General features: G+C 30.1%; 12 protein-coding genes and 1 other annotated feature. Of the genes, 11 read left to right on the forward strand and 1 reads right to left on the reverse strand.

The features are described from left to right. The first annotated feature begins 5 nt into the window (after window positions 1-5). Together KEC93_RS00295 and KEC93_RS00300 are read left to right on the forward strand one after the other, a co-directional pair. Complete coding sequence (locus KEC93_RS00295) at window positions 6-449, forward strand: MarR family winged helix-turn-helix transcriptional regulator (RefSeq protein ID WP_077869392.1); 444 nt, start codon at window positions 6-8, stop codon at window positions 447-449. Continuing rightward, window positions 442-1,815, forward strand: coding sequence for an MATE family efflux transporter (locus KEC93_RS00300; RefSeq protein WP_023975937.1), 1,374 nt, complete (start codon window positions 442-444; stop codon window positions 1,813-1,815). The genes KEC93_RS00295 and KEC93_RS00300 overlap by 8 nt, the downstream gene beginning before the upstream one ends. A 55-nt stretch (window positions 1,816-1,870) precedes the next feature. Here KEC93_RS00300 and KEC93_RS00305 read toward each other — a convergent pair whose 3' ends face one another. Further along, window positions 1,871-2,056 (reverse strand): hypothetical protein, encoded by a 186-nt coding sequence (locus KEC93_RS00305; protein WP_011967415.1) that lies wholly within the window; start codon window positions 2,054-2,056, stop codon window positions 1,871-1,873. A 112-nt stretch (window positions 2,057-2,168) separates the two neighbouring features. Here KEC93_RS00305 and KEC93_RS00310 point away from each other — a divergent pair, with 112 nt between their 5' ends. The 9 genes from KEC93_RS00310 (at window position 2,169) to rsmA (ending at window position 13,223) form a co-directional block, all read left to right on the forward strand. Further along, on the forward strand, window positions 2,169-2,744 hold the full coding sequence (locus KEC93_RS00310) for a nucleoside recognition domain-containing protein (RefSeq protein ID WP_023975936.1): 576 nt from the start codon (window positions 2,169-2,171) through the stop codon (window positions 2,742-2,744). 53 nt (window positions 2,745-2,797) lie between these two features. Next, window positions 2,798-3,319, forward strand: a complete 522-nt coding sequence (locus KEC93_RS00315) for a spore maturation protein (protein ID WP_023975935.1) — start codon at window positions 2,798-2,800, stop codon at window positions 3,317-3,319. Between the two features lie 116 nt (window positions 3,320-3,435). Next, on the forward strand, window positions 3,436-4,680 hold the full coding sequence (locus KEC93_RS00320; RefSeq protein ID WP_039773403.1) for an aminopeptidase P family protein: 1,245 nt from the start codon (window positions 3,436-3,438) through the stop codon (window positions 4,678-4,680). Between the two features lie 107 nt (window positions 4,681-4,787). Further along, the gene (locus KEC93_RS00325; RefSeq protein ID WP_077869391.1) at window positions 4,788-6,563 is read left to right on the forward strand and encodes an aminopeptidase P family protein; all 1,776 of its coding nucleotides are present in this window, start codon (window positions 4,788-4,790) and stop codon (window positions 6,561-6,563) included. A 147-nt stretch (window positions 6,564-6,710) separates the two neighbouring features. Next, window positions 6,711-6,954: a binding site (T-box leader), on the forward strand. Between the two features lie 273 nt (window positions 6,955-7,227). Next, the gene (gene metG, locus KEC93_RS00330; protein WP_077869390.1) at window positions 7,228-9,165 is read left to right on the forward strand and encodes a methionine--tRNA ligase; all 1,938 of its coding nucleotides are present in this window, start codon (window positions 7,228-7,230) and stop codon (window positions 9,163-9,165) included. 358 nt (window positions 9,166-9,523) lie between these two features. Continuing rightward, window positions 9,524-10,309 carry a TatD family hydrolase gene (locus KEC93_RS00335; RefSeq protein ID WP_077869389.1) on the forward strand — a complete coding sequence of 262 codons (786 nt, stop codon included), beginning with the start codon at window positions 9,524-9,526 and terminating at the stop codon, window positions 10,307-10,309. 295 nt (window positions 10,310-10,604) lie between these two features. After that, entirely contained in the window at window positions 10,605-11,657 is a 1,053-nt protein-coding gene (locus tag KEC93_RS00340; protein WP_011967422.1) for a resuscitation-promoting factor, read from the forward strand. Between the two features lie 162 nt (window positions 11,658-11,819). Beyond that, window positions 11,820-12,377, forward strand: coding sequence for a ribonuclease M5 (rnmV, locus tag KEC93_RS00345; RefSeq protein WP_011967423.1), 558 nt, complete (start codon window positions 11,820-11,822; stop codon window positions 12,375-12,377). Further along, entirely contained in the window at window positions 12,378-13,223 is an 846-nt protein-coding gene (rsmA, locus tag KEC93_RS00350; RefSeq protein ID WP_011967424.1) for a 16S rRNA (adenine(1518)-N(6)/adenine(1519)-N(6))-dimethyltransferase RsmA, read from the forward strand. Window positions 13,224-13,332: the final 109 nt, after the last annotated feature.

Below are 13,332 nucleotides of genomic sequence, written 5' to 3' on the forward strand. Positions count from 1 at the left end.
GTAATATGGATTGCTATCAGCATATAGGTAAGTATATTGGTGAAATACATAGATCTAGCTATATGTACTTTGGCAAGAGATTTAGTAAATTTGGGATAGGGGCTGGTCAGTACTTATTTCTTTTAAATCTTTATGAAAATGATGGTATAACACAAGAAGAATTGACGAAAAAGGTTAGATTAGATAAAGCGACAACAGCTAGGGCAATAAAGAAATTAGAGGATGAAGGTTATGTAAGGAGAATAAAAAAAGAAAGTGATAAGCGTGCATATAGATTGGAACTAACTGAGAAAGCAGAACAAATTAAAGATGATGTATATTCTATAATGAATGAATGGGAATCTGAGATTAGAATGTGTTTTACTGATGAGGAATCTCAAGAATTAATGAATTTGTTGAATAAGTTATCTAAGAGTTCTTTAATTAATAAGGAGGATATTCATGAATAAGCAGAATAGATTAGGAGAAATGGGTGTAGGAAAATTGTTGCTTGAGTTTTCAATCCCTGCCGTTATAGGAATGTTAGTTAATACATTATATAACATAATAGATAGAATATTTATTGGGCATATAGAAGGCATAGGTGAACTCGCCATGGCTGGTGTTGGAATTACAATGCCAATAATGTTTATAATTTTAGCATTTGGTATGTTAATCGGAATAGGTACAGCTACAAAAGTGTCAATAAAGCTTGGAGAGCATGATAAGGAAGGGGCAGAAAGGCTTCTAGGAAATGCGTTTACATTGATAATAATAATTGGTGTATTGTTAACGTTGTTTGGTCATATATTTGCTAATCCGCTTTTGAAAGCATTTGGAGCGAGTGAAAATATTATAGGTTATGGTGAAGATTTTATAAGGGTAATTATTAGCGGTTGTATATTTAATTTGATGAGTTTCGGTTTGAATCATTCAATTAGAAGTGATGGAAGCCCAAAAATAGCAATGGCGTCTATGCTAATGAGTGCTATTATAAACATCATCTTAGATCCAATATTTATATTCGGTTTAGGCCTTGGAGTTAAAGGAGGAGCCCTTGGAACTGTTGTTGCGCAGGCAATAAGCAGTATATGGATTTTATATTATTTCACAAAGGGATCTAGTGTACTTAAGATAAGAAGGAAAAATTTAAAATTGGAAAAGGACGCAGTTTTAAGTATTTTTGCTATAGGGGTCAGTCCATTTAGCATGCAGCTTGCACAAAGTGCAGTTCAAGTAATAACTAATAATTCATTGCAGTCATATGGTGGTGATTTAGCTGTAGGAGCAATGACTATAGTGAACAGCTTAGCTATGATATTTTTAATGCCTATATTTGGATTAAATCAGGGTCTTCAGCCTATAATAGGTTATAATTTTGGTGCAAGAAAATATGATAGAGTTAAGCAAGCAGTAAAATATGGAGTTATTACAGCTACAATAATAGTGGTAATAGGATTTATAATAATTGAGGGAATTCCAGAAACATTAGTTAAGATTTTTAATAATGAATCATCGCTTATAGAAGTAACTGCTCATGGAATGAGAATATTTTTAATTATGCTGCCATTTATAGGAGCGCAAATTATAATTACGAATTTCTTTCAATCAATAGGAAGAGTAAAAATATCGATGTTTTTAAGCTTATTGAGACAGGTAATAATATTAATTCCATGTCTTATAATAATTCCAAGGTTCAAAGGATTAGATGGAGTATGGATCGCAGGAGCAACATCTGATATACTATCAGTTATAATTACACTCATCGTATTTGTTAAGACATCAAAGGATTTAATGGGAAATGGAAAAGAACAAAAAGTTATTTTAGAAAATTAAAAGAATAGGTATGCCTCAATGTAGTTCTTAATATATTGAGACATACCTATTTTATTTAAAGGATTCCTTCGTTTTTTAGAATATCTTCTAATTTCTGAACTCTATTTGATAAACAAATAAACTTTTCTTTTAACTGTTCTTTTGACGGTTCATCATTGCTTATAACTTTTTCCATGTCTTCTACAGTCTTTAGAGCTTCTTCTACATCTTGTTGAGCTATCTTTAAATTTGAATCGTTCATAAAAATTCTCCTTAAAATAATATAATTATGTTTAGTAATTATATCCTATCACTACTAAAAAATAAGTGCAAGGAATATAAATGTAAAGAATAACTATACTATGGGGGAGAATATGATAAATTATATTTGGTTTTTTCTAATATTTTTTGGAATTCTAGTTGGATTATTGACTGGAAATGGAGAGCTTATTTCCAAAGCAATAATTAGTTCGTCAGGTAATACTGTAACTTTTATAATTGAACTTACAGGAATAATGTGCTTTTGGTGTGGAGTTATGAAGGTTGCTGAAAATAGCGGACTCACTGAAAAATTATCAAAGTTATTAAAGCCTATTCTTAAAAGAATTTTTAAAGAGGCTGCAAAGGATGAAAGGGCTTTAGGTGCTATTGTTATGAATCTTACTGCTAATATGATGGGATTGTCAAATGCAGCAACCCCTTTTGGAATAAAGGCGATGGAAGAAATGGATAGACTTAATTCAGATAAAGAAACAGCCTCAAATGATATGGCGCTTTTTCTTGTCTTAAATGCTACATGTATACAGTTAGTTCCATCGACGATAATATCTATAAGAGCAGCATGTAATTCGGTTAATCCTGGAATAATAATTTTACCCACTATAGCATCAACAGCAACAGCTGCAATAGTTGGAGTAATATGCTGCAAGATATTACAGAAATACTTTTAGAAATTTCAACAATGCAATTTAATTAGAAATGTTGCAAGGAGGATTATAGAATTATGTTTAATTACTTAAGTAAAAGCATAATACCAATAATATTTTTAATTATAATAACATATGGTATGTTCAAAGGAAGAAAGGTTTATGAATGGTTTATAGAGGGTGCTAAGGACGGATTGATGGTAACCTTAAGAATATTTCCATATCTTTTAGCTATGATAATTGCAGTGCAAGTATTTAGAGAGGCAAAATTAATGGATTTACTAAATAATCTAATTGCTCCACTTGCAAATTTAATAGGATTACCTAAAGATCTAATACCATTACTAATAATAAAACCACTGTCAGGAAGTGGTGCAATTGGTGTGTTTACAGATATAATAAAAAGTTTAGGACCAGATACAAGAACAGGTCTTATAGCGTCAGTTGTAATGGGAAGCACAGAAACTATATTTTATACAATTACAGTGTATTTTGGAGCAATTAAGGTAAAAAAGATAAGGCATACTTTATGGGCAGCAGTATTTGCTGATGCAACAGCAATAATTATGGCTATATTTATGGTAAATATATGTTTTTAAAATAACAAGTTTAATTATTTGATAAAATTTGTTAGTCAGAATATTTATTAGTTAGAATCATTGGAGTATTATATTAACATAGGAATATATTTTAATAGTAGAAAAGAGGCTAAATTATGAATAAAGATACTTATATAGAAAACAGAAGCAAACTTATGAATAGTGTAGAAGATAATTCAGTAATGATATTATTTGCAGGTAAACCAGCTAAAAAGACTGGAGATGAATTCTATCAATTTACTCCAGATAAGAACTTTTATTATTTAACAGGAATACAAGAAGACGGACATTTGGTTGTATTATCTAAATATAATAATATAGTAAGTGAAAAGTTATTTTTGACAGATTTAGATTTGGATAAAGAAATGTGGAGTGGAAAAACATTAAGAGATTTTGAGGGAAAAGAGATATCTGGAATAAATGATGTATCTTATATGAAGGAGTTTACTTCCTACCTAAATGTATTAATAAAGGGAAAAGAAAAAGTTAATTTGTATCTAGATTTGGATAGAGAAGAGTTTGAAGAAAGTGATTCTGTATCAAATAGATTTGCAAAAGAGATTATTAGTAAGTATCCACATATTAATATAAAGAATTTTACAAGTATAATTGCACCTCTAAGAATGGTTAAGTCTGAGAATGAGATAAAAGAAATGAGGAAAGCAATAGAAATAACTATTGAAGGTGTAAAGTCTTTAATGAAAAATGTGAAGGCTGGAATGAAGGAATATGAAATCGAGGCTTATTTTGATTTTGAATGCAAAACAAGAGGCGTTAAAGATTATGCTTTTAGGACAATAGCAGCAGCAGGGAAAAATGCAACAATACTTCATTATGTAGATAATAACAGTGAGTTAAAAGATGGAGATTTAATTCTATTTGATCTTGGAGCTCAATGGAATTTATATAATGCAGATATAACAAGGGCATTCCCTATAAATGGTAAGTTCACTCAAAGACAAAAGGAAGTTTATGAAGCTGTACTTAGAGTTAATAAAGCAGTAATTGAAAGAATAAAGCCTGGAGTGGATTCAAGAGAATTAAATGTATGGGCTAAAGATTTAATTGCACAAGAATGTATTGGATTAGGGCTTATAAAAGAAAAATCAGAAGTTAACAGATATTATTGGCATAAAATAGGTCACAGTTTAGGCCTAGATACTCATGATTTAGGTATACTTGGTAGAGAATTTACATTTGCAGAAGGAATGGTATTTACAGTGGAACCAGGTATATATATAGCTGAAGAAAATATAGGCATAAGAATTGAAGATGATATTTTAGTTACTAAAGATGGATGTGAAGTTTTAACAAAGAACATGATTAAGGAAATTGATGAAATCGAAGAATTCATGAAATAATATATTGTTGCCAAAATAAGAACCTAATAAGATTAAGATACATATATGTGTTTACTTATTAGGTCTTATGACGTTCTTAAAAAATATATTTAAAAGAGGGAATAAATATGAGAGTATCAGAAAGAATACAAAAATTAAGAGAAATAATGAAAAAAGAGAATATAGATTATTATATAGTGCCAAGTGAAGATTTTCATCAAAGTGAATATGTGGCTGAATGTTTTAAGTCTAGAGCATATATAACAGGATTTACTGGTTCAGCAGGAACAGCATTGATCGGAATGGAAAAAGCAATACTATGGACAGATGGAAGATACTTTATACAAGCCAATGAACAATTAAAAGATTCTGGAGTAGAGCTTTTTAAGATGAGAATTCCTGGATGGCCGACTTTAGAAGAGTGGTTGATGGAAAATATGATGGATGGCCAAACTTTAGGTTTTGATGGAAGAGTATTATCGGTTAATCAATATAAAGAAATTCTAAAAATAAAAGAAAATAAAAATATAAACATAGTAATGAATAAAGACTTAATTGAACAAGTATGGGAAGATAAACCTAAAATGCCTAAAGAAAAAGTTTTTTTGCATGAAGTAAAGTATTGCGGAAAAACTGCAAATGAAAAGATTCAAGAAGTAAGAAATGAAATGAAAAAGCTATGTGGAAAGTCATATATAATATCATCATTAGATGATATAGCATGGATTTTTAATATTAGAGGAAATGATGTAAAGTATACACCAGTAACTTTAGCATATGCATTAATTGATGAAGAGAAAGCTGTGCTATACATAGATAGAGAAAAGATATCATCTGCTGATGAAAAAACATTAACTAAAGAAGGCATAATAATAAAAAATTATGAGGATATATTTGAAGATATAAAAGAAGTACAAGATAGTGTTATATTAGACCCAAGTAAAATAAGTGCGTATATATACAATCAGATTAATAAAAGAATAAAGAAGATAGAAGAAATAAATATAACTACAAAATTAAAGGCCATAAAGAATAAGAAGGAAATAGAAAATCTTAAAAATTGTCAACTTAAAGATGGAGTTGCAATGGTAAGGTTTATTAAGTGGATCAAAGAAGGTCTAGATAAGGAAGATATAACAGAGATCACCTTAGCGGAAAAGTTATGCGATTTTAGGAGTCAAGGAGATTTATTTATTGAGGAAAGCTTTGGAACAATTGCAGGATATAAAGAACATGCAGCGATGATGCATTATTCTGCAACAGAAGAAAGTGCATATAAGTTAGAAAAAGAAGGAATATTGTTAGTCGATAGCGGTGGACAATATTTTGATGGGACTACAGATATAACACGTAGCATTGTTTTGGGAAAATTAACTGAAGAAGAAAAACGAGATTTTACGCTGGTTCTAAAAGCACATATCAGCCTTATGAAAGCAAAATTTTTAAAAGGAACTACAGGATCCAATATAGATATTTTAAGTAGAAGAGTTTTATGGGAAGAAGGAATAGATTACAAATGTGGAACAGGTCATGGGGTTGGATTCTGCTTAAGCGTTCACGAAGGTCCACAAACAATAAGGCCAGTACCGAATACAATAGAATTAGAACCGGGAATGATATTAACTAATGAGCCAGGAATATATAGAGAAGGCAAACATGGAATAAGGACAGAAAATATTATGCTAGTTGTTGAGGACGAAAGAAATGCTGAGTTTGGAGAATTTTATAAATTTGAAACCATGTCATATTGTCCAATAGACTTAGGTGGAATCAATGTTGAATTGCTGACAGAGGATGAAAAAGAATGGTTAAATAATTATCATAAAGAGACTTATGATAAATTAAGTCCATTCTTAAGTGATAGTGAAAAACAATTTCTTAAGGAATCAACTAAGGAAATATAATTTAAACATTATAAATAGGTTATTGCACTTGTAAGCAACAAATAGTATAATGTAAATAATTTGGGGATTAATATATATTATAGGTTAAAAATTTTATCTATAAAGTTTGCATAAAATAATCTCTTAAATAAACTAGTATTAATTAAATAGAATGCTATGAAGAGAAGAGTAATAAAAGAATCATTCTATAAGAGAGCTAATATATGCTGAAAGTTAGCGTTTGTGAATTTTATGAAGATGGTCTCAGAGCATGTTTCTTGAGTCAAAATTATTTGGTTAGGGAAATACGGAAGCGACCGTTATATTGCAGGGTGATGTTGGTCACCTACTGAGTTATTTGCTGTGAGGTAAATAAGAATTAGAGTGGTAACACGTATAATACGTCTCTATATAGGTTTTAATACTTATATAGAGATTTTTTTGTGCTTATGAAAAGATTAAAAGATAGAGCCAAGATAATTTGAAGACAAAAACATGAAGATGATAATAATCTTAACAATATATATTCTTTAGAATATATATTCTAATATTCTAATATTCTGAAGAATATGCTTGAAAAATGCGGGCTGGATATGTTATGACACAATATATAGAAGGTAAAAATTAATATTATAATAGAAAAATAGCAATAAATAATTGCTTTAATATAAGGAGGACACAAATAATGTGTACAGATTGTAAAAAAACATATTATATTACGACACCAATTTATTATCCATCAACAAAGCTTCATATAGGTAATACCTATACAACTGTAGCTGCTGATGCTTTAGCAAGATTTAAGAGATTAACAGGCTATGATGTAATGTTCTTAACAGGAACAGATGAACATGGTCAAAAGATCCAAAGAATAGCTGAAGAAAAGGGAATCACACCAAAACAACATGTAGATGAAGTTGTTGCTGGTATTAAAGATCTTTGGCGCATGATGAATATAAGTTATGATAAGTTCATTAGAACTACTGATGATTATCATATTAAAGCTGTTCAAGATATATTTAAGAAATTATATGATCAAGGAGATATATATAAGAGTTCTTATGAAGGTTGGTATTGCACACCTTGTGAATCTTTCTGGACTGATACACAATTAGTAAATGGAAATTGCCCTGATTGCGGAAGACCAGTTGAAAAATCAAAGGAGGAAGCATATTTCTTCAAGATGAGCAAGTATGCTGATAAGTTAATCAAATATATTGAAGACCATCCAGAGTTCATTCAACCAGAATCAAGAAAAAATGAAATGCTAAATAATTTCTTAAGACCAGGTCTTCAAGATCTTTGTGTTTCAAGAACAAGCTTTAACTGGGGAGTACCTGTAACTTTTGATGAAAGTCATGTTGTATATGTTTGGATTGATGCATTATCAAACTATATTACTGCCCTTGGATATGGCCAAGAAAATAAAGATTTATATAATAAATACTGGCCAGCAGATGTACATCTAATAGGAAAAGATATTTTAAGATTCCATACTATTTATTGGCCAATAATGTTAATGGCGCTAGATCTACCTCTTCCAAAGCAAGTTTTCGGTCATGGATGGCTACTTGTTGATGGTGGGAAAATGTCAAAATCTAAAGGTAATGTAGTAGATCCAGTTGTTCTTGTAAATGAATTTGGAGTTGATCCTGTAAGATATTATTTATTAAAAGAAATTCCATTTGGAGCAGATGGATTATTTAATAATGAAATATTTATAAAGAAAATAAATTCAGACCTTTGTAATGATTTAGGTAATCTTTTATCAAGAACAGTTGCAATGGTTGAAAAATATTTTGGTGGAGAAATGCCAGCTCAAGATGAAAAAGAAGCTATTGATGATGAATTAATAAATTTAGCATTATCAGCACCAGCTAAAATTGAGGAGGCAATAAACGAATTAAATATACCTCAAGCTTTAGAATATGTTTTTGAATTAATAAGAAGAGCAAACAAATATATAGATGAAACAACTCCATGGATATTAGCTAAAGATGAAAGTAAAAAGGCTAGACTTGGAACAGTTCTTTATAATTTAGCCGAAAGCTTAAGATTTGCATCAGTAATGATTTCAGCATTCTTGCCAGAAACATCTAAGAAGATTAATGAGCAAATTAATACTACAGAAATTTCATGGGAATCATTAAAGTCATTTGATGGAATTAAGGCAGGAACTAAGGTAGTAAAGGCTGACAACTTATTCCCAAGAATAGATGTAGATAAGAAATTAGAAGAATTAGAAGCTTTAAAGGCTGCTCAAACACCAGCTAAGAGAGAAATTACACCTATAAAAGAAGAAATAACAATAGATGATTTTGAAAAGGTTGATTTAAGAGTAGTAAAAGTATTAGCATGTGAACCAATAAAGGGAGCTAAGAAATTATTAAAATTAAAAGTTGATTTAGGTGGAGAAGAAAGACAAGTGGTTTCTGGAATATCTAAGTTTTATAAACCAGAAGAAATAGTAGGTAAAAATGTAGTTTTAGTTGCTAACTTAAAGCCAGTAAAACTTAGAGGCGAATTATCACAAGGAATGATTTTATGTGCTGCAACAGATGATGACAGTATATTAAAAGCAGTGGATCCAGGTGAGATTCCAACAGGTAGCATTGTAAGATAATTATAAAAAATAGAACGTCTCACTTAGGGGAGTGAGACGTTCATTAACCATACTAAATAAATGGTTAAAAGGGGTAAATAATAATGCTTTAACTACTTTACAATATTAATTTTAATGCATTAATATGTCATTTAAGTGTCAAATAATAAATTCGTAAAAAAATTAGTATTTACGAATTTATTTTTATTTTAATTGCTATGATTTGCATTTGATCATATAGTTTTAAGTAAAGCTATCATAAAGAGGTATAAGTAATAATTTTATGTTATTATTTAAATAAGTAATCCTAAATTTAAATGCAGTAGTTTTAGAATATGACAATTTGGAAATAATGTTAATAGGAAAGGAATATTGGTTTATGAATCAAAAATTTAAAATAATAGATAGTCATGCTCATTATGATGATGAAGCTTTTAATGAAGATAGGGAATCCTTGCTAAATGAAATTAATCAAAATGGAGTTATTGGAATCCTAAATTGCGCATCATCATATGATAGTTTAAAAACAACAGATCAACTAACTAAAGATCATAATTTTGTCTTTGGAGCTTTAGGAATACATCCGGAAAATGCGAATGAGATGAAAGGCGATACACTAGATGAAATTAAATCTTATATTAAGAATAATGACAAAATAGTAGCTATTGGGGAGATTGGATTAGACTATTATTGGGATGAAAATCCACCTAAAGATATTCAAAAGGATGTATTTAGAAGCCATATGAATTTAGCTAAAGAACTAAATTATCCAGTTGTTATTCATGATAGAGATGCACATCAAGACACATTAGAAATAATTAAGGAATTTCCAGAAGTTACAGGTGTAGTTCACTGTTTTTCAGGAAGTGTAGAATTTGCAAGGGAATGCGTAAAACTAGGATATTATATAGGAATAACAGGTGTTGTTACATTTAAAAATGCAAAAAAAGTTGTTGAAGTAGTTAGAGAAATCCCTTTAGAAAAAATACTTGTAGAAACTGATTGCCCGTATATGGCACCTGAACCAAACAGAGGAAAGAGAAATAAATCAGACTATATTGAATATATAATAACTAAGATAGCAGAAATTAAGAATATTGACCCTTATGAGGCAAATTTGAGATTTAACGAGAATTTTTTTAGATTGATAAGAAAGGAAAAATAAGGTAAAATATTAAATGTACACTTTAAATATAATTTCTGTATTCAACATAAAGTAAATCTAATATTAAACTGAAATTATCATTAAGTTTAATAAATGTTTCTATAATTTCATATCATTAAATTTTTAATTTCATAATGAAGTAATATTAAATACCGCTATCATTTTTATATATTATATTTTATGCACAAAGTGCATTATTACAATGCTTCATTATATTGCAAGAGTTTACTAATTTGACAAGTCTAGAATATTAATATATAATTCAAAAGACACTCTTGCCAAAGGAGGGAAAATAATGATAGAAAAATTGAGACAATTTATTAGGCAAAGTTTTTCTAACGGTCCGAAGGCAAAAATTATAATTGGAACAATTGCGATAGCATTTGTAGTTGTTACAGCAGTGACTATAATGAGCATAAGAAAAACGCTCGTAATAAGTATAGACGGTAAAGAAGCGACTTTTGTCACTTACAAGGGGACTGTTAAAGGTGTGTTGCAAGAAAATGGGATAGAAGTATCGCCTAAAGATAAAGTGCAACCGTCCTTGGAATCCAAAGTATCTGAAAAAGAAACTATTAAAGTAAAAAAGGCTGTTCCAGTAGATATTAAGGCTGGTGGAATGGAAGTACAATTGCAAACGGCAGAGGATACGGTTGAGGATATGCTGGATGCAGAGAAAAATACATTAAAAGATCAAGGAATAGAATTTGACAAAGACGTAGATGAAGTATCACCATCCCTAGAGTCTAAGTTAGAGGGTAACGAAAGTGTCCAACTTGTCAAAGTGGAAACAAAAGATGTCACCGAAAAACAGCCAATTAACTTCGATACAATTGTAGAAAAAGATGAAAATTTGGACAGTAGTGTTCAGAAGGTTAAGAGTGAAGGAGTTAATGGTGAGAAACAAATTACTTATCAAATAATATATAAAGATGGGGTAGAAATTTCTCGTAATGTAAAGAGTACTAAAACCATATTGGAACCACAAAATGAAGTTGTGGTCAAAGGAACTGGTCAAGTGTACGCAAGCAGAGGTGGAGACAGAATAACTTATAAGAAAAAGATTAATTGCACAGCAACAGCTTATAGTAACCATTCTACTACAGCTACAGGAAGAACGCCTGTTAGAAATCAAGGTGGTATGAGTACGATTGCAGTAGATCCATCCGTAATACCGCTAGGAAGTAAAGTATATGTGGAAGGGTATGGATATGCAATTGCATCAGATACAGGTGGTGCTATAAAGGGCGACAGAATTGACATATACCTTAATTCGTCAAATGAATGTGATTCGTGGGGAAGAAGACCAGTTGATGTATTAGTAGTTGCTTACCCAGGGCAATGGTAAGCTATTTTAAGAGATAACAGATGTTATCTCTATTTTTTTCTTTGAATTTGTGGATGTTTTATCATATTATTAGAAATGAGATAAAATAAATTTAAGGCTATTTTATGGTATAGATATATGAATGCAATAAAGTAATTATTAATAAAGAAAGGAAGTAACACATTGATAAAAGAAGTAATAGTCGTTGAGGGTAGAGATGACGTTGACGCTGTAAAGAAAGCTATAGATGCAGAAATAATCGCTGTAGGAGGATTTGGAATAAATGCAAAGGTCATAGCAAGAATACAGGAGGCCCAGAAAAGAAAAGGGGTAATTGTATTAACAGACCCAGATTTTGCAGGGGAAAAAATAAGAAGAATAATAGCAAAAAGAGTTAAAGGAATAAAACATGCATATATTGCAAAAGAAGATGGACTTAAGAACGGAGATATTGGAGTAGAAAATGCATGCCCAGAAGTTATTTTGAAGGCGCTTGAAATGGCAAAGATAACACAAGAAGAAAAACAATCATTTTTTACTATGCAGGATATGTTTTATTTCAAGCTTACAGGAGATAATACTTCAAAGATTAGAAGAAATATGCTTGGTAAGTTATTAGGAATAGGTTATGGAAATGCGGCGCAGATGGTTTCTAGATTAAATAATTATGGAATAACTAAAGAAGAATTTACTAATGCTATAAAAGAAATAGAAAAACAATTGGAAGTAGGTAAGAAATAAATGGATTTAAAAGATATAAAAACTCAGGAACTAGTCAAAAAATATAATTTTAAGTTCTCAAAAAGCCTTGGGCAAAATTTCTTAGTTGATGATTCTGTTCTTGATGATATAGTTAATGGAGCAGAAGTTAACAATGAAGATTTTATTATAGAGATTGGACCAGGTGTAGGTACGCTTACCGCTCAACTTTTGATGAAAGCTAAAAAAGTAACATCTATTGAATTAGATAATGATTTAATTCCGATACTTGAGCAAGAGTTGGGGGAGCACAAGAATTTTAGTTTAATACATAAAGATGCACTTAAAGTGGATTTTAATGAACTTATTGGAGATGAGAAAAGTGTTAAGCTTGTAGCAAATCTTCCATACTATGTTACAACCCCTATAATAGTTAAGCTTCTAAAAGGTGGATATAATTTTAAATCATTAACTATAATGATTCAAAAGGAAGTTGCAGAGAGAATTAATGCTGAACCTAATTGTAAGGAATATGGTGCATTATCGGTTTTAGTTCAGTATTATTGTAATACAGACATAATAAGGAAGGTACCACCAACTTGTTTTATTCCTAGACCAAAGGTTGAATCTATAGTAATAAGACTAGATAGATTAGATGAACCAAGAGTTAAAACTAAGGATATCAATATTATGTTTGAGATTGTAAGAGCAGGTTTCAATATGAGAAGAAAAACTTTATGGAATGCAGCAAAAACATTAAAAGTAGATAAAGAGAAATTAGAAGAAGCATTTAAGAAATCAGGAATTGATCCTAAGAGAAGAGCTGAAACATTAACACTAGAAGAATTTGCGGCCTTATCAGATTGTATATATGATATAAGAAACTAAAAGGTGGAGAATGAGTAATTATTGAATTATTCGTTCTCTGCTTTTTAGTTTCTATTAAAATTGCTGGGCTATATAGAGTATGAAAATATAGAAAAGTATTAGTTAAATC

The organism is Clostridium beijerinckii (assembly GCF_018223745.1).
In the GTDB taxonomy this organism is placed as follows: Bacteria; Bacillota; Clostridia; order Clostridiales; family Clostridiaceae; genus Clostridium; species Clostridium beijerinckii.